Here is a 24,540-nt window from a genome sequence, read left to right as displayed (position 1 = left end):
TATCTGTGTGTTTTGAAGGATGAGTATCCGGCAATTCCACATATTAGGCCCGCCTAATCCGCATGCATTCATACATACGTCTTTTTGCGAGTTGTAAGGAGGTGAATTCTGTGAACGAAAGCTATCCCATAGTAAGTTTCATGGGGCTGCGCTTTAACCCGGCGAATGACCTGGCAATCTTGGTTTCTTGCGTGATCATCTTTTTCCTCGTGTACTGGTTAGCTCGCAAGCCGTCAATTCGGCCGAACGGGCGTCAGAACGCGCTGGAGTACTTGATCGATTTCACCAACGGCATTGTCAAATCGGCAATGCCAGGCAAGGAAGGCAAGCGGTTTGGGCTGTTCGCTTTTACCTTGTTCCTATTCGTGTTTGTGAATAACCAGCTCGGACTGTTCTTTCAACTTGATATCGGGGGCAAAACATGGTTCCGGTCCGCGACCGCGGATCCAATTATTACCATGAGCCTGGCGATGATGATATTACTGATTTCTCACTTCTTTGGGGTCGTGTTTAACGGCTTCAAAGGCTACATGAAAGAGTACATCTCGCCAGTGTCGTTTCTGCTGCCAATCAATTTGATTGAGAACATTACGAACTTTGTGACATTAGCGCTACGGCTTTACGGGAACATCTATGCTGGTGAAGTGTTACTTCTGTTGATTAGAGAGTTGGCCTTTTCGGGTCACGGCTTACTTGGTGGGGTTTCCTTTATTGGGGGCTTCGCGATTGAAGTCATTTGGCAAGGGTTCTCAGTCTTCATTGGTACGATCCAAGCGTATATTTTTGTTACCTTGTCCTCAGTTTACATTTCGGAAAAGGTTATATCTGACTAATAGGAGGAAATATCATGCAATACATCGCTGCATCTATCGCCGCGGGGCTCGCCGCGCTGGCTGCTTCATACGGTAACGGTCAAGTTATTTCAAAGACTCTGGAAGGCATGGCTCGTCAGCCGGAAGCCTCAGGTACTCTGCGTTCGACCATGTTCATTGGTGTCGGCTTGATCGAAGCGGTTCCAATCATGTCAATCGTTGTTGCCTTCATGCTTGTCCTGAGCTAATCAGCACCAATATTAAAGAAGGGAGTGGCTTGAATGGCTACTTTTGGTGATACGCTCTTTCTTCTCGCCGCCTTCGCTGTTTTAGTGGTGCTCGTTGGGAAGTTTGCCTGGAAACCGGTCACGAAAATTATGGCCGATCGTCAGAACAAGATCGACTCCGACCTGGATTACGCCGATAACAAGCGTCAAGAGGCGCAAAAAATGGCGGACCAGCGCGAAGCCGAGCTGAAGAGTTCAAAGGAAGACGCTGTGAACATCGTCAACTCCGCCAAGGAGAACGGTGAAAAGCAGCGGGCCACGCTCGTCGCGCAGGCCCAATGCGAGGTCGCAACTTTAAAGGCGAACGCGAATAAGGACATCGCACAGCAACGTGCCGATGCCCTGGCGGCCGCGAAAAACGACGTTGCTGACCTTTCGTTGACAATCGCTGAAAAGCTGATTGCCAAGGAACTCGATCCCAGCACACAGCAGAACTTGATTGACCAGTACATCAACGAATTAGGTGACGCCAATGGCAGTCACTGATCGTGATGCGGCGCCGCGCTACGGCAAAGCCCTGTTCGAGGCGGCTCAAGACCAACAGGCCCTGAGCGCAGTTTCCGAACAGCTGGCCCAGGTCAACGCTGTGATCAAAGCAACGCCTGAGTTAATGCCGGCATTAGCCAGCAACAACCTGACCGAAGCGGATAAAACCGATTTAATGGGTCTGCTGACAAAAGACTCTGGTGAGTTGGTCAAAAATCTGGTCCAGATCCTGATGGCAAATGGCCGCATTCTTGGCCTGCCAGCAGTGATCGAAGACTTTTCAGACCGTTTCGATGAGGCGACAAGCCACGTGGAGGCAACAGTCACCACTGCTGTGCCGCTGACCGAGGGCCAAACTCAGGCAATGAATCAAGCACTTGCCAAGCAACTGAACGCCAAAACCGTTGGGATCACCTGTGTGGTGGACCCTGCAGTGATCGGCGGCGTCAAGGTGCAGTCGAATGACCTGGTCATCGATGGCACCGTGAAGACGCGGCTGGCGAAGTTGCGGCAGCAACTGCTCACCAATTAGCGAATAGAGGTGAACCGGATGAGCACCAAGACAGAGGAAATTAGTTCTCTGATCAAAAAGCAACTTGAAAATTACAAAGATAATCTGAACGTGGACGAAGTCGGTACTGTCACCTACGTTGGTGATGGGATCGCGCGCGCCACGGGGTTAAAAAACGCCATGGCGAGCGAACTGCTCGAGTTCAGCAACGGCTCATACGGGATGGCGCAAAACCTTGAGAGTAATGATGTTGGTATCATTATTTTAGGGGATTTTGATGGCATTCGTGAAGGCGACACGGTCAAACGCACCGGTCGTATCATGGAAGTGCCAGTCGGTGAAAATATGATCGGCCGCGTGGTCAATGCCCTTGGGCAGCCCGTCGACGGCAACGGTCCAATCAAAACCGAGCACACCCGTCCCATTGAAGTTAAGGCACCTGGCGTTATGCAGCGCCAGTCGGTTACGCAGCCACTGCAAACCGGGCTTAAGGCGGTTGACGCCTTGGTCCCGATTGGCCGGGGGCAGCGTGAACTGATCATCGGCGATCGCAAGACAGGGAAGACCTCAATCGCGATCGATACGATCATCAACCAAAAAGATCAAGATATGATCTGTGTGTACGTTGCGATCGGCCAAAAAGAGTCGACTGTGCGCGCGCAGGTTGAAACCTTGAAGCAGTACGGTGCGATGGATTACACCATCGTTTTGACTGCCGGCCCGTCAGAGCCAGCACCAATGTTGTACATCGCGCCTTATGCCGGTGCGGCAATGGGCGAAGAGTTCATGTACAATGGCAAGCACGTTCTCATCGTTTATGATGACCTGTCCAAACAGGCGAACGCCTACCGTGAACTTTCCTTGCTGCTGCGGCGGGCGCCAGGTCGTGAAGCTTACCCTGGCGATATTTTCTACACCCACTCACGCCTCTTGGAGCGGGCGGCCAAGCTGTCCGACAAGCTGGGCGGCGGTTCAATGACGGCGCTGCCGGTTATTGAGACCCAGGCTGGTGACATTTCGGCCTACATCCCGACTAACGTGATTTCAATCACCGATGGTCAGATTTTCCTGCAAAGCGATATGTTCTACTCAGGGGATCGGCCAGCGATCGATGCCGGGGCGTCTGTTTCCCGGGTCGGTGGCGATGCGCAGATCAAAGCGATGAAGAAGGTTGCCGGGACGCTGCGGTTGGACCTTGCGTCCTATCGTGAGCTGGAAGCCTTCACGCAGTTTGGTTCTGACTTGGATGCCGCGACGCAGGCCAAGTTGAACCGTGGTCGCCGGACGGTTGAAGTCCTGAAGCAGCCGGTGCACAAGCCGCTGGCAGTGCAGTATCAGGTTTTGATCCTGTACGCACTGACGCACGGTTATCTGGATGCCATCGCAATCGATGATATCGCGCAGTTCCAGAAGGAGCTGTTCGACTACGCCGATTCCAATGGTGCCGAGCTGTTGAAGACCATCAAAGACACTGGCAACCTGCCAGATACTGACAAACTTGATGCACTCATCAAAGGCTTTGCCGATGGGTTCACCAGCAGCACCAAGAAATAGGGAGGTGCCGCATGGCTGAATCATTGATGGATATCAAGCGCCAGATCACCTCGACGAAAAAGACGGGTCAGATCACGCACGCCATGCAGATGGTTTCGGGGGCGAAGCTGACCCAGATTGAGCGGCGTGCCGGCGCCTATCAGATATACGCCGACCGCGTTCGCAAGATCGTGACTCACCTGGCTGCCGCTCAGCTCCTTGAGCTCGAACGGCAGCAGATGGCCGAAATCACCTCTGGTAACGTGGACAAGAAGCGGCTTCAGGTTGCTTCCTTGCTGCAGCAACGGCCAGTGAAGAAGACTGGGTACCTTGTCATCACCAGTGACCGGGGCTTAGTCGGTGGCTACAACAGCACCATCCTCAAGGCCATGATGCAGATGATCCAGCAAGACCATAAGGCCGATTCCGACTATGTGATCATGGCAGTTGGCGGCGTTGGGGCCGACTTCTTCAAGAAGCGCGGCATCAACCTCGCCTATGAGTACCGCGGGGTGTCTGATATTCCGACCTTTAACGAGGTGCGGGAAATCGTCAAGACAGCGGTGACCATGTTCGATAACAAAGTGTTTGATGAGCTGTATGTGTGCTATAACCACCATGTCAACTCACTGACTTCTGCGTTCCGAGCTGAAAAAATGCTGCCGATCTCCGACCTCGACGCGAGTGAGGTCGCGGATCACCCAATCGAGTACCTGACCGAACCGGATCCGGATGCCGTGCTTGAGGCAATTTTGCCGCAGTACGCGGAGAGTCTGATTTTCGGGGCGATCATGGACGCGAAGACAGCGGAACACGCCGCTTCCACAACGGCGATGAAGAGTGCGACAGACAATGCCAACGATTTGATCGACAAGATGTCCACGACCTATAACCGGGCGCGGCAGGCGGCGATCACGACGGAAATCACCGAAATCGTTGGCGGGGCCAACGCACTTGAGTAGTAATCAACAGGGAGGACGATTTCATTGAGTAATTCTACTGGTAAAATCGTGCAAGTGATCGGCCCTGTTGTCGATGTCGAGTTCCCACTCGACAAGGATTTACCTGAAATTAACAACGCGCTGACCGTCGACAAAGGTGATGGCAAACGGGCCTTGGTGCTCGAAGTTACCCTTGAACTCGGCGACGGTGTGTTGCGCACCATCGCGATGGACTCAACTGACGGGTTGCAGCGTGGGATGGTCGCCAAAGATACCGGCGGCTCCATCTCCGTTCCTGTTGGCAAGGATACATTGGGACGTGTGTTTAACGTTTTAGGCGATCCGATCGACGACGGTCCAGCTTTTGGACCCGATCATCGGCGCGACAGCATCCACAGAGATGCGCCTAAGTTCGAAGACCTGAGCACCAGTTCAGAGATCCTCGAAACCGGGATCAAAGTCATCGACCTGCTTGAACCCTACCTACGTGGGGGGAAAGTTGGGCTGTTCGGTGGTGCCGGGGTCGGCAAAACCGTTCTGATCCAGGAACTGATCCACAACATTGCCGAGGAACACGGCGGCATTTCAGTCTTCACCGGTGTCGGTGAACGGACCCGTGAAGGGAACGACCTGTACTTTGAAATGAAGGAGTCGGGCGTTCTGAAGAACACCGCCATGGTGTTTGGTCAGATGAACGAGCCGCCTGGTGCCCGGATGCGTGTGGCGCTGACCGGACTGACGATTGCGGAGTACTTCCGTGACGTCGAAGGTCAAGATGTGCTGCTCTTTATCGACAACATCTTCCGCTTCACGCAGGCTGGTTCTGAAGTTTCCGCGCTGCTTGGCCGGATTCCTTCTGCCGTTGGTTACCAGCCAACGCTGGCGACTGAAATGGGTCAGTTGCAGGAACGGATCACCTCGACTAAGAAGGGCTCTGTCACGTCAATTCAGGCCGTTTACGTGCCTGCCGATGACTACACTGACCCGGCGCCTGCCACGACCTTTGCCCATTTGGATGCCACCACTAACCTGGAGCGCAGCTTGACTGAGCAAGGCATTTACCCGGCCGTTGACCCGCTGGAATCTTCTTCCAGTGCCTTGACGCCGGAAATTGTTGGCGAAGAGCACTACGAAGTGGCGACCCACGTGCAGCAGATCCTGCAACGTTACCGTGAACTCCAAGACATCATTTCCATTCTTGGGATGGATGAGTTGTCCGACGACGAAAAGGTCACCGTTGCGCGTGCCCGGCGCATTCAGTTCTTCTTGTCTCAGAACTTCAGCGTGGCGGAACGGTTTACCGGGATGCCAGGGGCTTATGTCCCAGTTGAAGAGACGGTCAAGGGCTTCAAGATGATTTTGGACGGCAAGATGGATCAGTATCCAGAAGATGCGTTCCGTTCCGTTGGCAAGATCGAAGAAGTCGTTGAAAAGGCCAAGAAGATGGGTTTTGCTCCGGCAGATGACGCTTCTTCTGATGATGCTGCGCCGGCTCAAGCCGCCGCAAACTAACAGAAGGGAGCGATCACCGTGGCAGACAATGTTCTGACGGTCAATATTGTGACCCCAGACGGGTTGGTCTATGATCACCATGCCACACTGGTCGTGGTCAAAACCACGACTGGCGATATGGGCCTCATGGCCAACCACGAACCCGTGGTCGCGCCTTTGATGATTGGGGAAGTGCGCGTTCGCCGCGTTGACAACCCTGGTCACGAAGACATGATCGCCGTTAACGGTGGGTTTATGGAGATGTCGGACAATACGTGTTCGATCGTCGCCGATTCCGCCGAACGTGCTCGCGACATCGACCTGACCCGGGCCGAAGCCGCTCGCAAGCGCGCCGAACGTCGAATCGAGGAAGCCAAGGCCAAACGTGACCAAGACGAACTCCAACGTGCTCAGGTCGCCTTGCAACGCGCGATCAACCGGATCAACGTCCGTCAGGGACGCTTCGGCAAGTAAGGGGTTTAAAAGCATCGCCGCTGGCGGTGCTTTTTTGTACGGCGGACGGGGTGGCAGCCGCCACTGACAATAAACTGTTAATTTGCACTTAAGGCGCTCGCCGCTTTCAGTAAAAGCCGGTATAATTTAAATGCATGAGGAGGCCGCTATGACAGATTTAGGAATTACTGGCGCCGTAACGCTGGTTTCGCACTTTGTTTTTATCATGATCACTTTCAGGCTGCTGTTTGCGCTGCGCTTTGATAAGTTGCTCAAGGCGAACCACGTGCGCGACAGTCAGCTGCTGATGGTGTTTTTGGCAATCGCGATCGGCTACAACGTGAGTGAGTTCTTTCTGTCGTTGCTCACGGCCGCGCACAGTCTCACCTACCTTCTGTAAGCGGGGGCCTTGGCCCTGTGGTATAATCAATCGTTAGTAATCATTTGAGGAGAGAAATTCATGGCTAAAGATATTGGTATCGACCTCGGGACGGCCAACGTCCTGATCAACGTGAAAGGGAAGGGCATCGTGCTAAACGAACCTTCCGTCGTGGCGATCGATACGACCACTGGTAAGGTCCTCGCGGTTGGCACCGAGGCTTACAAGATGGTCGGCCGGACGCCGGGTAACATTAAGTCCATTCGGCCGCTCAAAGACGGGGTGATCGCCGACTTTGACATTACTGAAGCGATGCTTGAGTACTTCATCAACAAGCTTAACGTCAAGGGCTTCATGTCCAAACCGAACATTCTGATCTGCGCGCCGACCAACATTACGTCGATCGAGCAAAAGGCCATTATTGAGGCCGCTGAAAAGTCTGGCGGCGGCAAAGTTTACCTTGAGTTTGAGCCCAAGGTGGCCGCGGTTGGTGCGGGCCTCGACATCTTCCAACCGCAGGGCAACATGGTCATCGATATTGGCGGCGGCACGTCTGACGTTGCCGTGCTGTCGATGGGTGAAGTCGTCACCAGCCGCTCGCTGCGGCTCGCTGGCGACAAAATGGACGCGTCGATTGTTTCCTACGTCAAGAACAAGCACAAGCTGTTGATTGGCGAGCACACGGCCGAGCAGTTGAAGATCCAAATCGGTGCGGTTTACGAGGCTGATCCGAAGCAGACCATGGAAGTGCGCGGCCGTGATATTGCGACAGGGCTGCCACGCGAGGTCGAGGTCACCTCGGTCGAGGTCGAAGAGGCCTTGCACGACACCATGATGCAGGTGGTCGCCGCGGCCAAGGAAGTGTTGGAGAAAACACCTCCTGAGCTGTCTGCGGACATCATCGACCGCGGTGTGATGCTGACTGGTGGTGGTGCGCTGCTTAAGGGCATTAGCCAGCTGTTTGCCCATGAGTTGCGGGTGCCGGTCCTGCTGGCCGAAGAGCCGCTAGATGCCGTTGCCTTGGGTACAGGCGTCCTGCTCGACAACATTGCGCACCACAAGCAGTATTAGGAGGGTGCGCATGTCTTCCGAGTACGCCATGCGCGTGGTACGCAAGCTGCTGATCGGGTTGCTGCTAGTCATCGTGGCGCTGGTCGTTGGCGCCATGGTGGGCTATGCGATCGATGGTGGTGACCCGCTGAGGGTGTTTTTGCCTTCCACGTGGACCCATATTTTTGATTTCTTGAAATAAGGTGACTTCTTGCGCAAAATCGCGATGTGGCTGGTCAAAGGGTACCAGCGCTTCATTTCGCCATTACTCCCGGCCAGTTGCCGGTATTACCCGACCTGTTCGACTTACATGATCCAGGCCTTGGCGAAACACGGCTTGATCAAGGGTCTGATCATGGGGGTGGCGCGGATCATTCGCTGCAACCCCTTCGTTAAAGGTGGGCTGGATCCGGTGCCTGACTTTTTTACGCTGCGGCGCAATCCGGATCCGCAGAAGAATCTTGACGAAAGTGCGCAGTTTGATTTTCATCGATAAGGAGAGAACATGCCAAAAGAACAGAAAATTACCGTTAATCAGGAGGACGTGACCCGCAACGGGCACACGGTGTCTGTCCTGACGCTGGGCAAAAACGAGATCGGCTACGTGGCCCCCGAGGAAGACGGCAAGCACTTCAATGCCTTTCTGGCCGGCGACGCGAAGCCGCACCGGCAAAAAACCATGGATGCGGCGGTGGCCTTTCTCTTGTCTGAATATCATTTGCACCAAGGATAGGCCGCGCGCCACTTCGCACTTTGAAGTGGCGTTTTGACCAGTTAGGAGAGTTGTATGGCAAAAGACGTTTCGACGCGGCGCCGCAGTGAGGACCGCATCGACTACGGAATCATTTTGTCCGTGATGCTGCTGGCATTAATTGGCATGGCTGCGATCTATATGGCGGTTTCTCATGACACCAGTCCAAACGCCGGCAGCACGACGCACGCGCTATTCATGCAGGGCCTCTGGTACGTGATCGGGGGCATCGGAATCTTTGTGGTGATGCAGTTTGATGCTGAGCAGCTGTGGCGGGTGGCGCCGATTTTGTATGGCCTGGGCATTTTTCTGCTGATGGTCGTGCTCGTGGCGTATGATCGGTCGGTGTTCGTGAACACTGGGGCAAAAAGCTGGCTGGGGTTTGGCTCGTTCACCTTCCAGCCATCAGAAGTGATGAAGCCCGCCTACATTCTGATGCTGGGGCGGGTCGTGACCAACCACAACATTAAGTACACCCACAGCACCAGCAATGACTGGCACTTGATCGGCGAGATGTTCCTCTGGACGCTGCCGATCATTGTGCTGCTTAAGCTGCAGAATGACTTCGGGACGATGCTGGTCTTTCTGGCGATTTTTGCCGGGGTCGTACTGGTGTCGGGCATCACGTGGAAAATCATTGTCCCGATCGGCGCGGCGGCGGCGGCCCTGGGCAGTGCGGCCATTCTTCTGGTCACCCAGACTTGGGGGCGTGATCTGCTCGGCAAGCTAGGGTTTGCCGCGTACCAGTTCAAGCGGATCGACTCGTGGCTGAACCCGAGCGGGGCGGCGACGACGGATTCATACCAGCTGTGGCAGTCCATGAAAGCAATTGGGTCCGGCGAAATGACGGGCCGCGGGTTCAACAACCTGCACGTGACGGTGCCCGTGCGCGAATCCGACATGGCCTTTTCCACCATTGGCGAGGCGTTTGGCTTCATTGGTTGCGCAGTGGTGATCCTGCTCTACTTCCTGCTGATTTGGCAGATGTTGCGGGTCGTCTTTGACACGCAAAATGAGTTTTACGCGTACATTGCGACCGGCGTGATCATGATGATCGTCTTTCATATCTTCGAAAACATTGGGATGAACGTGGGCCTGCTGCCAATCACCGGGATCCCGCTGCCGTTCATCTCCCAAGGGGGGTCGTTCCTGCTGGCTGATATGCTGTCGGTGGGGATGATTCTGTCGATGCGGTACCACCACCAGTCCTACATGTTCAGCCAGGAAGGCGAGGAGTTCAACCAGCAGTAAGCTGACCAACCGGTGGCTTGCAGGTCATTGCCATCTCAATCTCATCTTTTTTTAACTTTAAGGGTTGACTTGGTTCGGCAAACTCGGTAGACTTGAGATAATTTAATTGAGCAAACGAACGATGTGAGAGAGAAATTGTTGCGGACTGCACAGAAAACCCGGTAAAGATGAGAGCGGGGTAGCAGCGACGATCGAGAATGGCTCACGGATCGGTGAGGCTGAGCTTCGGCAAGGCGTCAATGGCTGGCATCCATTATCTTGCACGCGGGTGATTGCCCGTTAGTGAGGCCGACGCGGTTGCGTTGGCGAATTAGAATGGTACCGCGGGATGACCGCTTCTAACTTAGGTTAGGAGCGGTTTTTGTTTGTTCAAGGAAAAAATTGGAGGGAATAGTTATGAAGTGGTTTAAGAAATTGGCTTTGACGGCAGCGTTGGCGTTGCCAGTCTTGGCGTTAGCGGCCTGTGGGAACAGCAGTAGCAGCGCGAGCACCGGCTCGGCCAGCAAGCCGGTCAAGGTCGGCATTATGAGTACCGATGTCGACATCTGGAAGGATATTCAAAAGCGCCTGAAGAAGGAAGACGTCAACATCAAGCTGGTTCAGTTCACCGATTACAACACCCCCAATAAGGCGCTGGAAGACGGTGACATCCAGCTGAACTCATTCCAGCACTACGAATTCTTGGGGACCTGGAACGAGAAGCACAACAACCACATTGTCTCCGTTGGGGATACTTATATCGGCCCAATGCGTGCCTACTCAAACAAAATCAAGTCCCTGAAGGACCTGAAGAAAGGCGACAGCGTCTCTCTGCCAAACGATGCGTCTAATGAAGGCCGGGCCCTAGATCTGCTAGCTGCCAATGGCATTATCAAGGTGAAGAACGTGGCCACCCCAACGATCCGTGACATCACGGCAAACAAGTTGAACCTCAAGTTCACCGAACTGGACGCGGCCCAAACCGCACGTTCTCTGAACGATGTGGACGCGGCGGTCGTCAACAACGACATTGCGGCGGCGGCGAACCTGAAGCCTAAGAACGCGATCGCAGTTGAAAAGATCGGCAAGAAGTCGCATCCTTGGATTAACATCATTGCCGCTAAGTCCAAGGCGGACAAAGACAACAAGACTTACAAGAAGATTGTGAAGGCTTACCAGAGCAAGCAAACCGAGAAACTGCTCAAGAAGGTTTACAAGGGTGCGGTCCTGCCGGCCTGGACGGGTAAGTACTAGAGGTTAAGAAAGAAAGGCGGTTGGTCATGGCAGAACCGGTGATCGAATTAAAACAGGTCGATGTGAACTTCAGTGAGAAGAACAAAAGTGTGCATGCGGTCGATCACGTTGACTTGACGGTTGAGCGCGGTGACATTTACGGGATCGTCGGTTATTCCGGCGCTGGTAAATCCACGCTGGTGCGGACTATCAACTTGCTGCAGCGCCCCACCAGCGGTCAGGTCACGGTCCTGGGCCAGGACATGCTCAGCCTCAGCGCTGCGGACCTGCGCGGCGAGCGGCGGCGGATCGGGATGATCTTTCAGCACTTTAACCTGATGAATTCGCTCACGATCGCAGGCAATGTCGCTTTTCCGTTGAAAGGCACTTATGTCAAGGATAAGGATAAGAACGGCAACGAGATCTCACGTAAAATCACCAAGCAGGAAATCAACAAAAAGGTTTCTGATCTGCTTGAACTGGTTGGGTTGAACGAGCGGGCCGCAGCTTACCCGACGGAATTGTCCGGCGGTCAAAAGCAGCGGGTCGGGATCGCGCGGGCGCTGGCTTCGGATCCCGAGATTCTCATTTCCGATGAAGCGACTTCTGCGCTGGATCCTAAAACCACCAGTTCGATCCTTGAACTGCTGGCCAGCTTGAACAAGCGGCTGGGCTTGACCATTGTCCTGATCACCCACGAAATGGAGGCCGTTAAACAGGTCTGCAACAAGGTGGCGGTCATGGACGACGGTCGCATCATCGAGCGCGGCGACCTGCTTCACATTTTTGCCGCCCCACAGCAGCAGCTGACCAAGGACTTCATCGACACGACGATTCAAATCGATGAGGCCATCGAAGCGGTACGGGATCAGCCGGCGGTCCGCAACTTGAAGGCGCCGGATCAGCTGGTGCGCCTGACTTATGTCGGGGCGTCCACCGATCAGCCGCTGGTCGCGACGCTGTTCAAGGAGTACAACGTCACGGCGAACATTTTGTTTGGCGACATTCAGATCCTGCAAGGCACGCCGTTTGGCAATTTGCTGGTCGTGCTGTCCGGAACCGCGGATGATTTAAACCGGGCGTTTGAGTATCTGAAGCAAAGCGACGTGACCGTTCAGCACCTGTCTGCGACCGCTGAGAAAGGAGCGACGAAAGCATGAATTTAATTGAAAAATTCTTCCCCAACGTTGTTCCGATTTGGAGTGGGGACGGCGGGGTCACCGAAGCCATCGGGCAAACGCTGTACATGACCTGGTGGACGACCGTGATCGCGTTTACCTTGGGTATCATCATCGGGATCGTCTTGGTGCTGACTGATGCACACGGGTTGACGGAGAACCATCCGGTGTACTGGGTCGTTGATAAGCTGGTCAACATCTTCCGAGCGATTCCCTTCATCATTTTGCTGGCCGTTCTGAATCCGGTGACGCGTGCCATTGTTGGCACTGGCATTGGGCCGCGTGCGGCCCTGGTGCCGTTGGTCCTTGGGACCACCCCGTTTTTTGCGCGGCAGGTGCAAAATGCGCTGCTCACCGTTGACCCAGGGGTGATCGAGGCGGCCGAGGCCATGGGCCTGTCGCCGCTGCAAATCGTTTTTCGCGTTTACTTGCGTGAAGGGCTCGGCGAGCTGGTTCGCGTTGGCGTTCTGACCATCATCTCGATCATCGGGTTGACCGCGATGGCCGGTGCGGTTGGCGGCGGCGGCCTGGGGAACCTGGCGATTGCCGTGGGGTACCAGCGCTTTGAAAACGATGTGATCTGGGTCGCGATGATCTTCATCCTGATCCTAGTGTTCATCGTTCAGTTTGTCGGTGACTGGCTGGCGCGGCGGCTGCAACACTAAACACTGACTCGAACAATTGGCCGGCGGCTCTTCATGAGGCGCCGGCTTTGTTGACCCTCGCCGGCGGTTGGCAATCCAGTTTGAAGTCGGCAGGGCCCAATTAGGTTGCATGAAAGCGGTTTGCGAGGGGCCGGCTCCTGCCGTACAATGGGAGTAGACAAAGTCCAGGAGGCGCTATCTTGAGCACACTAGAAATCAAAGATCTGCACGTTAAGGTAAAGGCTGAACCCGAGCATCCCGAAATTCTGAAGGGGGTCGATTTGACCATTCATGCCGGGGAGATCCACGCGCTGATGGGGCCTAACGGCAACGGCAAGTCCACCCTGGCCGAAACCATCATGGGCAATCCGCGGTACGTGGTCAGCCAAGGGGACATTTTGATCGACGGGCAAAGCATTGTCGGCATGGCAGTCGATGAGCGCGCCCGCCTCGGCCTGTTTCTGGGCATGCAGTACCCAGCGGAAATCAACGGGGTCACCAACGCGGAATTCATTCGCGCGGCGATCAACGCGCGGCGGCCGGACGATGATCAGATCCCAATCATGGATTTTCTCCAACAGCTCGATGACACCATGGCCCAGCTGAAAATGCCCGAGGACATGGCCGACCGCTACCTGAACCAAGGCTTTTCAGGCGGTGAAAAAAAGCGCAATGAGATCCTGCAGCTGATGATGATCCACCCCCACTGGGCGCTGCTGGACGAAATTGACTCCGGCCTCGACATTGACGCCTTGCGCATTGTTGCCGACGGCGTGAATTCGATGCGGGGGGCCGACTTCTCCTCGCTGATCATCACCCATTACGAGCGGTTGCTGGATTACATCACCCCTGACGTGGTGCACGTCATGAAGGACGGCCGCATCATCGAATCCGGTGGGCCGGAGCTGGCGCACACCTTGGAAAAGACCGGTTATGAGCACCTCAAGGCGGGTGACGGGAATGATTAAACGGCTGCCTTTGGCCAACACGCCGAAAATCCCGCTTGCGCGCTACATGAAGGCGGCAAAGGACAGTACCCCGGTTGCTGGCATGACCGTGAACGCGCCAAGCGCGATCACGGTTTCGCACCCGACAGACGCCAACGCCTTTCCACGCCGCATTTCGCTGGACGAGTGGCTGACGGAAGCACCTCAGCAGATCACCGAAGTCACGGTACCGGCCGGTTATGCCAGTGATGAGCCGTTTCGTCTCACCGGCCCGACTGACGGCGGCGGCCTGCTGCTCATTCATGTCGGTGCGCGGGCTCACGTGGCGTTTCAGGAGCGCTGGGCCAGCACCGGCACCTCGCTTGGCGTTGGCGTGCTGGTGGATATTGGTGAAGACGCGCAGGTCGACTGGCTCACATACGATGGCTTTCAGGCAGAGATGGTGCTGGCGTCGCGAACCGCAGAGCTGGCCGACCGTGCCACGCTGAATTGGACCTTGGCCGGGTTTGCTCAGAACTCAGGCGCCACGTTGATAAATGTCAACTTGCGCGGCACCGGCGCTTCGGCCACGGTCAACGTCGGCGTCCTGGCCAGTGGCCGGCAGCACGTCGGCTACACCACTGCCATGACGAATTACGGCCGCAAGACCCGTGGGCACATCAATCAGCGCGGCGTCATCGTCGGCAAGGCCCACCTGATCTTTAACGGGATCGGCCACATTATCAAAGGCGCGCGCGGCAGTGACAATCAGCAGGAAAATCGGGTGCTGATGCTTGGCAAGGATTCCCGCGGCGATGCGGATCCGATTTTGCTGATCGATGAAAACGACGTAACGGCTGGGCACGCGGCGTCTGTGACCCGGGTCGACAAGGCGCAGATGTACTACCTGATGAGTCGCGGCCTGCCAGAGGCGCTGGCGCAGCGGTTAGTGATCCGGGGCTTTCTTGAGGCCGGTCTGCTGGAAATTACGGACAAGGATCTGAAGGCAGATCTGTTTAAGCAGATCGATGAAACTTTGGTGAACACAGATGAATGATGAGTTTCCCTTTTTTAAGCGGCATCCAGCGTTGACTTATCTGGACAGTGCCGCCACTTCGCAAAAACCGCAGTCGGTGATCGACGCAGTCGTGGCGTACTACACGGAAGACAATGCGAATGTGCACCGCGGGCTATACAAACTTGCCTACAACACCACGGAGACCTATGAGGCGGTGCGCGCGCAGGCGGCGCGCTTCATCAACGCGCTGGCGGCTTCGCAAATCGTGTTCACCCGCAGCACGACCGACGGGTTGAACCTGGTGGCTTCAGGCTTTGGGCCCTTGGTCGTGCACGCCGGCGATGAGATTCTGGTGTCTGGCGCCGAGCATCACAGCAACTTCATTCCCTGGCAGCAGCTGGCCAAGCGCACCGGTGCCAAGTTTGTGGTTGCCCCAGTGACACAAGCCGGCAACACGGATCCGGCCGCCATCGGCAAACTCCTGACGCCTCGCACCAAGATCCTGGCCCTTGCGCAGGTGACCAACGTGGCCGGCGGCTCAGTTGACATTCGCCCGCTGGCGGACGAAGTGCATGCCAATGGCGGGTATATGGTCGTCGACGGCGCGCAGGCCGTGGCCCACATGAAGGTGGACGTGCAGGCGCTCGGTGCGGATTTTTACGCCTTCTCCGGCCACAAAATGTATGGGCCGACCGGCATCGGTGTGCTGTACGGCCGCTCTGAACTGCTCGCGCAAATGCCACCGGTGCAGTTTGGCGGCGAGATGATCGATGAGGTGCAGGACCAGTCAGCGACTTGGGCAGAAGTACCGCTCAAGTTTGAGGCAGGTACGCCGAACATTGCCGGGGTGTTCGGCCTGAAAGCTGCGCTGGATTATGTTTCAAGTCTGGACATGGCGGCGGTCGCCGACCATGACCACGCCCTGGTGACACAGCTGCGCACCGGGCTGGCCAAGATTCCTGGAATAACGCTGTACGGCGATGACCAAAGCATCGGGATTGTCTCGTTTAACCTGGCCGGGGTCCATCCGCACGACTTGGCCACCGTGCTCGACGAAGCCGATATCGCGGTCCGGGCGGGGCATCACTGCGCGCAGCCGCTGATGGCCCGGCTGGGGGTCCCGGCGACCGTGCGGGCCAGCTTTGGGGTGTATAATACCCCGCAAGACGTCGCCAAACTGATTGCCGGCGTCGATGAGGCAAGGAGGTTTTTCCATGAGTCTGACTAAGCTGGATCAGTTGTATCGTCAGGTGATCTTGGACGAGGCGAACCACCCGCGGCACCACGGCGTGCTGGCCAGTCCAACCAGCCAGGTGACGCTGCGCAATCCGAGCTGTGGGGATGTGCTGAAACTCCAGCTGCAGCTCAAGGATGGCAAGGTCGCAGACGCGGCGTTTTCCGGTTCCGGCTGCACGATTTCGCAGGCCTCCGGCAGTCTGATGACCGATCAGATCATCGGCAAAACGCCTGGCGAGGTTGAAACCATGGTTGAGACTTTTTCCGACTTGGTGATCAGCGGCAGCGTGCCAGACGAAAAAGTGCTGGGGCCGGCTGCGATCCTCAAGGGAGTCCACCAGTTCCCGGCGCGCATCAAGTGTGCCACGCTGGCGTGGAAGGCGGCCGCTCAGGCATTAACGGAAGGTGAACAACATGACTGAAACCAAGAACACCAAAAATAACGAAGCAGTGGCCTCGCAAGTCGATTTTCTCGATGACGAGAATCCTGGCGACTTCAAGGATGACGTCAAGCTGGTGTATTCGACCGGCCGCGGATTGACTGAGCAAAAGGTCCGGGAGATCTCTGCTGAAAAAGGTGAGCCGCAGTGGATGCTCGATTATCGGTTGGCCGCTTACAAGACCTATCAGAAACTGCCTTTTCCTAATTATGGTCCAGACCTGTCAGATCTGGAGCTGGATAAAATGCTGTACTTTCAAAAGGCGACCGATAAAACCTACCGCGATTGGGCCGACGTGCCAGATGACATCAAGCGCACCTTTGATCGCTTAGGGGTGCCGCAGGCCGAGCGCAAGTACCTGGCTGGGGCCTCAGCGCAGTACGAATCGGAAGTGGTGTATCACAACATTAAAAAAGAGTTCGACAAGCTGGGGATCATTTTCATGGACATGGACTCGGCGCTGAAGCAGTACCCTGACCTCGTCCACCAGTACTTCGGGACCCTCGTTCATCCGAGCGACAATAAATTTGCGGCCCTTAACGGCGCGGTCTGGTCCGGCGGCTCGTTCATCTACGTGCCCAAGGGCGTTCAAACTGATGTGCCGATCCAGGCGTACTTCCGGATCAACGCGGAGAATTCCGGGCAGTTCGAGCGGACACTGATCATTGTGGAACCCGGTGCGCACATCAACTACGTGGAAGGCTGCACCGCCCCGAACTACTCCAGCGACTCGCTGCACGCGGCAGTGGTCGAGGTGTTCGTCAAGGACGATGCCTACTGCCGTTACACGACCATTCAGAACTGGTCCAAAAACGTCTTTTCCCTTGAGACCAAACGGGCGCAGGCGATGAAAAATGCGACCATGGAGTGGGTCGACGGCAACCTTGGCAGTAAGACGACGATGAAGTACCCGTCTGTTTATCTGGATGGGGAAGGCGCGCGCGGGACCATGCTGTCCATCGCCGTCGCTGGTGCCGGGGTTGATCAGGATAACGGGGCACGAATGATCCACAATGCGCCGAATACGTCCTCAAACATCGTGTCCAAGTCCATTGCCAAGGACGGCGGGGCGGTCGATTACCGCGGCACCGTGCGCTTCACCAAAAAGGCGGACAACTCATTTTGCCACGTGGAGTGCGACACGATCTTGATGGATGAAAAGTCGACCTCAGACACGATCCCGTATACGGAGATCAAAAATTCCAATGTGGCGATGGAGCACGAGGCCAAGGTTTCCAAGGTTTCCGAGGAGCAGCTTTACTATTTGGAAAGCCGCGGGATTCCTGAAGCCAAGGCCACCGAAATGATCATCATGGGGTTTGTGGAGCCGTTTACCAAGGAACTGCCGATGGAGTACGCGGTGGAACTGAACCGGTTGATTTCCATGGAAATGGACGGCTCGGTCGGGTAAGTTTTCCTGGTTTGATTGAGCAAGAAAAGGCTGACTGCGGTCGGCTTTTTTTCTTGGCTGGGCTTTGTCATTAGCTGCGTAGAGGTTTCGCAAGCAAGTGGCAATGGTATAATGACCGCAGGAGGCGGCGACATGAGCGAAGACTTAAATGACTTCATTAAAGCCAAGGCGCTGGGTCTTTCGACCATCAAGCCGGACGAAAAACGGGCTTTTTTGGGTAACTTTCGGGAGCGAGTGGCCATGGCGGTCACAATCCGGCAGCTGCACGATGAACGCATCGCGAGCCTGCTCGATGAGGTGTTAACGCGCTACCCGCAGTACCGGGTGTACATCAATGGCCGCATGTCTCAGGAGCTGGTTGCCTATTACATGAAGCAGGCACTGGCCCATGACATTCCGTTCACCATCATGGCGCAGCCTGGCACGCGGGTCAAAAAGGCCCCCAGTGCCGATGATTTTGGCTGGGTCTTGGCTGATCCCAAAAACAAGATCGAGCGACCGATTTTACTTTAAGGAGGGCGATTCGTGGATTCTCAAGTTGACAGCACCATCAAAAACATTAGAAGTTTGCGCCGACAGCTGCACCAAGGCAAGGTGTTCCGCGGCCTGCCCAATGATCTTCACGAGCTGATTAAAAACGTCTCCGTCGATGCGGCCACTGCGGTCGCGCTGCCTGAAGATGACACTGAAGCCTTGGCCAAAATTGCGGCCATTGAGCTGCGCCTGAAAGCCGAAAAGAAAATGCAGGTGACCGACAGTGATCTGCGATACTTGATTGCGCACCTAGCGTCAACGAATCCCGAGGTCCGCGATAAGGGTGTGTTCTTTTTGCTGTCAGATTTGTTTCAGGCCGATGCGTTTACGGAAAAGCAGGTGACGTGGCTGTTCACCACGCTGCAGCGCAAGGACATCTTGTTTGCGCATATCACCGAACCGCAAAACGATGCGGTCTTTCTTCGCAGCTTTGCGGTGATGCTGCTTTCCGGCCTGGTGTACGCTGACTTGAACCGGTATCATCTGCTGACCCCACGACAGTTCGAAAATCTATTGGTCAACCTGTGCGCGTACATCGTCTTGGAGCGTGATGGACGCGGTTATGTGGCAGGCAAAGGCTGGGCCCATGCGTACACGCACATCGGCAATCTGGCGGACGAACTCAGTCAGGTGCCAAGTCTGATGCGCGGGGACAAGCTGCTGCTCATGGCGGCGGTGCTTGAGGGCTGGCAACGCAGCGAGGACTCGCTGGTGTTCGGCGAGGATCAGCGGGTGTCAGCGTACTTGGTCAACATTGCCACAAAAAATCAGTTTTATGCGGACGCCTTGGTCATGTGCCTCACCGCCTGGCAGACGCGGCTGCGCAACCTGAAACCGCAAGAAAACCTGGGCTTTTGGACGCGCTGGTACAATCGGTCGCGCTTGCTTGAGGCGTTGCTAATGCGGGCTGATTTACCCAAGGTTGTCGTCGACTATTTGCAAAAAATCATTGACGCCTATTGATAAATTTAATGATAATAAGTTGCCTCTCATCAAAATATTTTGCGCGATAACAGCGGCCTGACAGCATCTCTGTCAGACCGCTGTTTTTATTTTAAAACCGCAGTTTAGAATATCTTCACTGTCTTATCATCATTACAATCGTTACATTAATAACGTTAAGCAGTCACAAATAGTTATAAGTAGTCAAAAACGATAATTTATAGTATAATGTGGGCATTGCAGAGGAGCGGCACGGGTTGCTCACTGGAAAGACAAAGGAGTGGAAGCATGAGTAAGTTGCAGCCGGCATTACGGATCAAAGGGGAAAACGTCCGGCGCTTTCGCAAACTGCGGGGATTGAGTCAGGCCGAGCTCGCTTCGGGCATTTGCACGCAGGCGACGATCAGCCTGATCGAAAAGCGCAACAAGGTCCCCAGCATGAATATCCTGGTCAGGTTAGTCAATCGGTTGGGCATCACGCTTGAGGATATTGTGGTGGAGAACCAGGACCGGATCCAACAGGCCCTCAGCGCGGTCGACCAGAAGGTGCGCCGCGGGGAGTACCGGGACGCAGCAGGTCTGCTCAAGAAAGTTAATGCCAGGCGGCTCACCCGCGAGCAGGATCTACGAAACTACAATTATTTCTCCGGGATGAGCGAGCTGTTTGTCACGCAAGATCTGGATGAGGCTATCTATTATTTCGGCCGCGTGCTCAACGGGGCGAGCGCGGCGGCCGCCGATGTGGCGGGGATCATGGCGACGCTCGGGTTGGCCCTGGCCTACGCAGAGAAAGGCACGACGGAGCGGGCACGGGTCTATGTCGAGCAGGCGATCAGTCTCTTCAACGCTCAGCCGCTGAACGAGCAGCGGTACCTTGATGTTGAACTCACCATTTACTGGCACATCAGCCGGATTTACTTTGAGTTAGGCGATGACGCGGCGACGTTGCAGCATGTTCAAAGTGACATTGCGATCGGGGTGCGCAACGAGAGCTTATTTCTGCTCCCTGAGTTGTACGCCTTGCAGGCACGCACTCAGGCGCGGCTGGAGGACGAGCAAGCGGCCCAGTCGCGAGCCATTGCACTGGCGCTGGCACGGGTCACTGACCGCACCTCACTGATCGCCGACTTGGTGCAGGGCGAGACTGCTGCTTCAGCCTAGGAATTTTGATTGGACAAAAAAAGCGCCCAGCGGACGAGTGGCCGTTGGGCGTGACGCGTTATGCCTTAGTTGGTTTATCCTTTGGCTTCTTAGTTGAAGACAGCGCCGGCTGATTGTTCAGATCAGTCCGCACGACCAAGACATCGCACTTGGCGTTTCTGGTGACATATTCAGTCACACTGCCGATCAGGAGCCGTTCAACAGCGTTCAGACCGGTCGCACCAATCATGATCAAATCAATATTTTTCTGTTTTGGAATGTCGCGGGCAATAATCGTCTTCGGCGCCCCGTACTCGATGGAGTAGGAGACCTTATCGAGCCCCGCCTTGTGGGCCTGCTCGATGTAGCCTTCCATGGTTTCCTTCGCGGTATCCGCAACTTGCTGAACCATGGCCGAGTCAAAACTCGAGACGTTGTTGAAGGCTCTGGTATCCACGATATGGATCAGGAACAATTCGCCACCATTGCGTTTGGTCACGGCGACGGCTTTTTGAAAAGCCAGCTCCGATTCATAGGAGCCATCGATCGCCACTAGAACGTGCTTGTATTGTTGTAACATGCCCATCACCTCTAAGTTCATTGTAGCTGAATGCCGGGGCAATGTGAAACGATTTCACACGAACACGCCCGCACTTAATCTTTCAGGTAGGTTGGCACGCGCAGGCCTAGAATTCCGGCAGCCAGTGCGCTGACGATCAAGGCCAGTGCCTCAAGCCAGCCTGTTAGCAGGATTCCTGCGGCCAAGGCCAACAAGCCGGCGATGATGAAGACCACGGCAAAGCGGCCAAGTTCACGCTGCGTGGCTTCAGACAGTTTTTCGATTCCAAGGAACCCTTGGTGCTGGTGCGTGGTGATATAAAACGCCAGGGTAAATAAAACGACAGCGAAGATGATGAAAACGACTCTAAACATGACCTACTCCTTCTGGTTGTTGATGCTACTATCCTAGCATATCTCATGCCGCACCGCTCGGGCCGTTTTACGAGGCCTTCGACGTAGAGCCCAAAAAAAAGACCGACATTTGCGTCGGCCAAAGTCCGAAGACTTTTGTGAAAGGCTAAATGGTGCCGTCGAGTACCCGAATTGTTGAAACCCGCGATTAGGCAAGTGGGCCCGGACGACAAATGCGTTAGCCATTCAGTGAGAGAACAGCACGGCACCTGCCACTTCTGGTTCCAAGGTATTGAGACTGTTCGGTCAACTAATAGATGGGGACCGCGAACACCTTAGGTACTTCCATGCTTTTACTCTATCACTGCCAGTTAAAACATGCAAGAATCTGCCCCCACTAAAAGCGCTGCAAAATGTGTCGTGGCGCGCTTGTGAGCGCTTGCTAGGATGGCTTTTGACTACGCTGCAGTGCTCGCAGGCGGGCGAGCTGCTGGCTGAGGGCTTGCTCATACTTGCCGGTCGTCTTTGGCTGGTAGTAATGGGTATTCTTCAGCTTAGCAGGCATGTAATTCTGCTTGACCCAGCCGCCTGGATAATTGTGCGGCAACTTGTAGCCGACGCCGTGGCCCAACGCCTTCGCGCCCTTGTAATGGGCGTCGCGGAGGTCGTCGGGAATGGCACCTGCCTTGCCCGCGTTCACATCGGCGATGGCCGCGTCGATGGCGCTGATCGCGGAGTTGGACTTGGGGGCGAGGCAAAGGTCGATCACCGCGTTGGCTAAGGGAATGCGTCCTTCCGGCAGGCCCAGCCGTTCGGCGGACTGAATCGCCGTGAGCGTCCGACTGGCGGTTTGCGGATTAGCCAGACCGACATCCTCGTAGGCAATGACCAACAGGCGGCGCAAAATGCTGGGCAGATCGCCGATGACGATGAGCCGCGCCAGGTAGTGCAACGCGGCGTCCACGTCCGAGCCGCGAATCGATTTTTGAAACGCGGAAATCAGGTCGTAGTGCGCATCACCGTCGGCGTCCCCGTCCAGGGCGCGCTGCTGCAAGGACTGGTGCATGACCTCAGCCGTCAGGTGAATCTGACCAGCGGTTTCGGGCGTGGACAGCGTGGCGAGTTCCAGGGCGTTCAGCGCCGAGCGGAGGTCGCCGTTGGTCGCCGTGGTCAGGTAGTCGCGGGCTTGGTCATCAAGCACCACTGGGTATTTGCCCAACCCACGGTCTTGATCAGTCAGCGCGCGATCGATGGCAGTGCTGATGTCTGCCGGCGTCAGTGGGTGGACCTGAAAGATTTGGGTGCGGCTGCGAATGGCCGGTTGAATACTCATGTAAGGATTCTCGGTTGTTGCCCCAATCATGACGATTCGGCCAGACTCAAGCATCGGCAGCAGAAAGTCCTGCTTGGTTTTATCGAGGCGGTGGATCTCGTCCAGCAGCAGGATCACCGTGCCACTCATTTTGGCTTCCTCGGCTACGATCTGCAGATCCTTCTTGGTGTCAGTTGCGGCGTTTAGCATGCGAAAGGCGTACTTAGTGGCGCCAGCGATGGCGCTGGCGATGCTGGTCTTGCCGGTGCCAGGGGGGCCGTACAAAATCATGGAACTGAGACGTTTAGCCACGACCATGCGCCGGATGATCTGGCCTTCGCCAACGAGGTGCTGCTGGCCGACAACCTCATCCAAATTGCGTGGCCGCATGCGATAAGCGAGCGGCTGCTGCATAACCATCCTTCTTTCTTCTAGTTCAGTCTAGCAGGCTCTTGGGGTCATGCCAAACGGCGAGCAAAAAAAGCACCGTCTTAACGGTGCTGACTGGTGTCGTGCTGGGAATCGTCGTGCTCTGACGCATCTGATTGTTGTGCTTTTGGCGCATCATCGGTTGGGGCGGCTTGCTGCTTGCGCCTTTGGAGGATTTGGCGCCGCTGGTCAAACCAAGCGGCCATTTCGGCCTTTTGCTCAGGCGTGGCGGTTTCGAAGCGCTCATGAATGCGGTGGCGGCGCTGTGCGTCCAGACTCTGATCGAGCCATGCGGCCCAGGCGCCGGTCGAAAGCGGCGGCGCATTTTTTCCGCTTGGCGCTTTTGCCGTGGTTTGCGACTGGCGCGGTTGGGAAGCTGAGGCGGTGGCGCCGGTGGTTTTCTGATCGGACTGGTCGTGCCAGATCCGTCTTGCGGTTTTGCGCCAGTCCCCATAGTCAGACGCAGGGAGTTCGGCCAAATCTTTTTGTTCGTCCGCCGTGAGGGCATCCGCATCGTACATTTGCTGACGTGCATCGGCATTAAGCAGAAAACTGAGGACCGGGTAGGCTAGGTAAAAAGCCAGCGTGATGTGCGGGAAGAAGTACGCCGAGACGATGGCCGCGATGGACAGGCCATCAAGCCAGTGATTCGCGTTGCCATAGATTTTTTGATAGACCTGCTGCATGTCGGCCTTGGTCGTGTACTGCAGGTGAATGATCGACTTGGCCAGGCCGCGAAACACCAAGTTGATGATGGCCTGCATCACCCCGTAAAGCATGACAGTGATCGAGGTCGTATTTTCGGCCATCATGTCCGTGAACAGAGGCATCAGGGATAAGACACCGAGAAAGGCCACTTCCCAGATCAGGATGCGGTAAGTCATTGTGTCGATCTCGGCGAAGGCCGTGCTGTGCTGATACCACATGTTGAAGACGAACACGAAGGTGATGAGATAAATGCCAATGTGTTTGCCCATGGTCAGATAATGGGGCCAGCTGTCTTGCAAAATCGGCGTGATGTCCAACACCATGATGGTAATGACGACCGCCATGATACCATCAGAAAAAGCATCGAGCCGGTTCTTCAGTTTTTCCATAATGGGCCTCCTTGCATTGCTGACCGTATTTTACGGTTTAACACAAGGTCTTGCAACCACGTCGGTGCCATTTCTGATGGCGAAAAAAACACCGACTGAGGCTGTCAGTCGGTTCAAAAAAGACGAGTGGCAGTGCCGGCGCTAATGCCAGTGAAGTGGGGAAA

At 55.5% G+C, this 24,540-nt stretch carries 29 protein-coding genes; 25 read left to right on the top strand and 4 right to left on the bottom strand.

Annotated features, from left to right (window positions below):
- Window positions 1-110: 110 nt before the first annotated feature.
- The 25 genes from atpB to FC75_RS03110 all read left to right on the top strand — a co-directional run bounded on the left by atpB (window position 111) and on the right by FC75_RS03110 (window position 20,647).
- On the top strand, window positions 111-833 hold the full coding sequence (gene atpB, locus FC75_RS03230; RefSeq protein ID WP_054662010.1) for a F0F1 ATP synthase subunit A: 723 nt from the start codon (window positions 111-113) through the stop codon (window positions 831-833).
- Window positions 834-847: 14 nt separating this feature from the next.
- On the top strand, window positions 848-1,060 hold the full coding sequence (atpE, locus tag FC75_RS03225; RefSeq protein ID WP_054662014.1) for a F0F1 ATP synthase subunit C: 213 nt from the start codon (window positions 848-850) through the stop codon (window positions 1,058-1,060).
- A 33-nt stretch (window positions 1,061-1,093) separates the two neighbouring features.
- A complete protein-coding gene (gene atpF, locus FC75_RS03220) occupies window positions 1,094-1,585 on the top strand; it encodes a F0F1 ATP synthase subunit B (RefSeq protein ID WP_054662017.1) in 492 nt (163 codons plus the stop codon).
- Complete coding sequence (gene atpH / locus FC75_RS03215; RefSeq protein WP_054662020.1) at window positions 1,572-2,117, top strand: ATP synthase F1 subunit delta; 546 nt, start codon at window positions 1,572-1,574, stop codon at window positions 2,115-2,117. The genes atpF and atpH overlap by 14 nt, the downstream gene beginning before the upstream one ends.
- A gap of 18 nt (window positions 2,118-2,135) precedes the next feature.
- A complete protein-coding gene (atpA, locus tag FC75_RS03210; RefSeq protein ID WP_054662023.1) occupies window positions 2,136-3,650 on the top strand; it encodes a F0F1 ATP synthase subunit alpha in 1,515 nt (504 codons plus the stop codon).
- A gap of 11 nt (window positions 3,651-3,661) precedes the next feature.
- Complete coding sequence (locus FC75_RS03205; protein WP_056989105.1) at window positions 3,662-4,591, top strand: F0F1 ATP synthase subunit gamma; 930 nt, start codon at window positions 3,662-3,664, stop codon at window positions 4,589-4,591.
- A gap of 24 nt (window positions 4,592-4,615) precedes the next feature.
- Entirely contained in the window at window positions 4,616-6,082 is a 1,467-nt protein-coding gene (atpD, locus tag FC75_RS03200; RefSeq protein WP_056989104.1) for a F0F1 ATP synthase subunit beta, read from the top strand.
- Between the two features lie 12 nt (window positions 6,083-6,094).
- Complete coding sequence (locus tag FC75_RS03195) at window positions 6,095-6,535, top strand: F0F1 ATP synthase subunit epsilon (RefSeq protein ID WP_420843305.1); 441 nt, start codon at window positions 6,095-6,097, stop codon at window positions 6,533-6,535.
- Window positions 6,536-6,683: 148 nt separating this feature from the next.
- A complete protein-coding gene (locus FC75_RS03190) occupies window positions 6,684-6,914 on the top strand; it encodes a DUF1146 family protein (protein WP_054662028.1) in 231 nt (76 codons plus the stop codon).
- A 60-nt stretch (window positions 6,915-6,974) separates the two neighbouring features.
- On the top strand, window positions 6,975-7,964 hold the full coding sequence (mreB, locus tag FC75_RS03185) for a rod shape-determining protein (protein ID WP_054662031.1): 990 nt from the start codon (window positions 6,975-6,977) through the stop codon (window positions 7,962-7,964).
- Window positions 7,965-7,974: 10 nt separating this feature from the next.
- Complete coding sequence (locus FC75_RS03180) at window positions 7,975-8,145, top strand: DNA-directed RNA polymerase subunit beta (RefSeq protein ID WP_056989103.1); 171 nt, start codon at window positions 7,975-7,977, stop codon at window positions 8,143-8,145.
- Window positions 8,146-8,169: 24 nt separating this feature from the next.
- Window positions 8,170-8,439: a membrane protein insertion efficiency factor YidD gene (gene yidD, locus FC75_RS03175; protein WP_420843304.1), complete on the top strand. Its 270-nt coding sequence runs from the start codon at window positions 8,170-8,172 to the stop codon at window positions 8,437-8,439.
- Window positions 8,440-8,448: 9 nt separating this feature from the next.
- Complete coding sequence (locus FC75_RS03170; RefSeq protein ID WP_056989102.1) at window positions 8,449-8,676, top strand: DUF2969 family protein; 228 nt, start codon at window positions 8,449-8,451, stop codon at window positions 8,674-8,676.
- Window positions 8,677-8,730: 54 nt separating this feature from the next.
- On the top strand, window positions 8,731-9,945 hold the full coding sequence (locus tag FC75_RS03165; protein ID WP_054662037.1) for an FtsW/RodA/SpoVE family cell cycle protein: 1,215 nt from the start codon (window positions 8,731-8,733) through the stop codon (window positions 9,943-9,945).
- Window positions 9,946-10,341: 396 nt separating this feature from the next.
- Window positions 10,342-11,178 carry a MetQ/NlpA family ABC transporter substrate-binding protein gene (locus FC75_RS03160; RefSeq protein ID WP_054662039.1) on the top strand — a complete coding sequence of 279 codons (837 nt, stop codon included), beginning with the start codon at window positions 10,342-10,344 and terminating at the stop codon, window positions 11,176-11,178.
- Window positions 11,179-11,204: 26 nt separating this feature from the next.
- Window positions 11,205-12,317 (top strand): methionine ABC transporter ATP-binding protein, encoded by a 1,113-nt coding sequence (locus tag FC75_RS03155; RefSeq protein ID WP_054662042.1) that lies wholly within the window; start codon window positions 11,205-11,207, stop codon window positions 12,315-12,317.
- On the top strand, window positions 12,314-13,000 hold the full coding sequence (locus FC75_RS03150) for a methionine ABC transporter permease (RefSeq protein ID WP_054662045.1): 687 nt from the start codon (window positions 12,314-12,316) through the stop codon (window positions 12,998-13,000). The genes FC75_RS03155 and FC75_RS03150 overlap by 4 nt, the downstream gene beginning before the upstream one ends.
- 179 nt (window positions 13,001-13,179) lie before the next feature.
- Window positions 13,180-13,947: a Fe-S cluster assembly ATPase SufC gene (sufC, locus tag FC75_RS03145; RefSeq protein ID WP_056989101.1), complete on the top strand. Its 768-nt coding sequence runs from the start codon at window positions 13,180-13,182 to the stop codon at window positions 13,945-13,947.
- The gene (locus FC75_RS03140) at window positions 13,940-14,962 is read left to right on the top strand and encodes a SufD family Fe-S cluster assembly protein (RefSeq protein ID WP_056989100.1); all 1,023 of its coding nucleotides are present in this window, start codon (window positions 13,940-13,942) and stop codon (window positions 14,960-14,962) included. Before sufC ends, FC75_RS03140 begins: the two co-directional genes overlap by 8 nt.
- Window positions 14,955-16,151, top strand: a complete 1,197-nt coding sequence (locus FC75_RS03135) for an aminotransferase class V-fold PLP-dependent enzyme (RefSeq protein ID WP_054662048.1) — start codon at window positions 14,955-14,957, stop codon at window positions 16,149-16,151. The genes FC75_RS03140 and FC75_RS03135 overlap by 8 nt, the downstream gene beginning before the upstream one ends.
- Window positions 16,138-16,581: a Fe-S cluster assembly sulfur transfer protein SufU gene (gene sufU / locus FC75_RS03130; protein WP_054662051.1), complete on the top strand. Its 444-nt coding sequence runs from the start codon at window positions 16,138-16,140 to the stop codon at window positions 16,579-16,581. The genes FC75_RS03135 and sufU overlap by 14 nt, the downstream gene beginning before the upstream one ends.
- Complete coding sequence (sufB, locus tag FC75_RS03125) at window positions 16,574-18,010, top strand: Fe-S cluster assembly protein SufB (RefSeq protein ID WP_054662054.1); 1,437 nt, start codon at window positions 16,574-16,576, stop codon at window positions 18,008-18,010. Before sufU ends, sufB begins: the two co-directional genes overlap by 8 nt.
- 132 nt (window positions 18,011-18,142) lie before the next feature.
- A complete protein-coding gene (locus FC75_RS03120; protein ID WP_056989099.1) occupies window positions 18,143-18,523 on the top strand; it encodes a DUF1694 domain-containing protein in 381 nt (126 codons plus the stop codon).
- Window positions 18,524-18,535: 12 nt separating this feature from the next.
- Window positions 18,536-19,507, top strand: coding sequence for a DUF2785 domain-containing protein (locus tag FC75_RS03115; RefSeq protein ID WP_056989098.1), 972 nt, complete (start codon window positions 18,536-18,538; stop codon window positions 19,505-19,507).
- A 267-nt stretch (window positions 19,508-19,774) separates the two neighbouring features.
- A complete protein-coding gene (locus FC75_RS03110) occupies window positions 19,775-20,647 on the top strand; it encodes a helix-turn-helix domain-containing protein (protein WP_054662057.1) in 873 nt (290 codons plus the stop codon).
- 58 nt (window positions 20,648-20,705) lie between these two features.
- Here FC75_RS03110 and FC75_RS03105 read toward each other — a convergent pair whose 3' ends face one another.
- From FC75_RS03105 to FC75_RS03090, 4 genes are all read right to left on the bottom strand, one after another.
- Entirely contained in the window at window positions 20,706-21,206 is a 501-nt protein-coding gene (locus FC75_RS03105) for a universal stress protein (protein ID WP_054662060.1), read from the bottom strand.
- A 74-nt stretch (window positions 21,207-21,280) separates the two neighbouring features.
- Window positions 21,281-21,559, bottom strand: a complete 279-nt coding sequence (locus tag FC75_RS03100) for a hypothetical protein (RefSeq protein WP_054662063.1) — start codon at window positions 21,557-21,559, stop codon at window positions 21,281-21,283.
- A gap of 421 nt (window positions 21,560-21,980) precedes the next feature.
- The gene (locus tag FC75_RS03095; protein WP_056989097.1) at window positions 21,981-23,264 is read right to left on the bottom strand and encodes a replication-associated recombination protein A; all 1,284 of its coding nucleotides are present in this window, start codon (window positions 23,262-23,264) and stop codon (window positions 21,981-21,983) included.
- Window positions 23,265-23,341: 77 nt separating this feature from the next.
- Window positions 23,342-24,376 carry a TMEM175 family protein gene (locus FC75_RS03090; protein ID WP_056989096.1) on the bottom strand — a complete coding sequence of 345 codons (1,035 nt, stop codon included), beginning with the start codon at window positions 24,374-24,376 and terminating at the stop codon, window positions 23,342-23,344.
- Between the last annotated feature and the right edge of the window lie 164 nt (window positions 24,377-24,540).

Origin of the sequence: Lacticaseibacillus camelliae DSM 22697 = JCM 13995, assembly GCF_001436615.1 — a bacterium.
GTDB lineage: Bacteria > Bacillota > Bacilli > Lactobacillales > Lactobacillaceae > Lacticaseibacillus > Lacticaseibacillus camelliae.
This window is presented reverse-complemented; position numbering and strand designations above follow the sequence as displayed.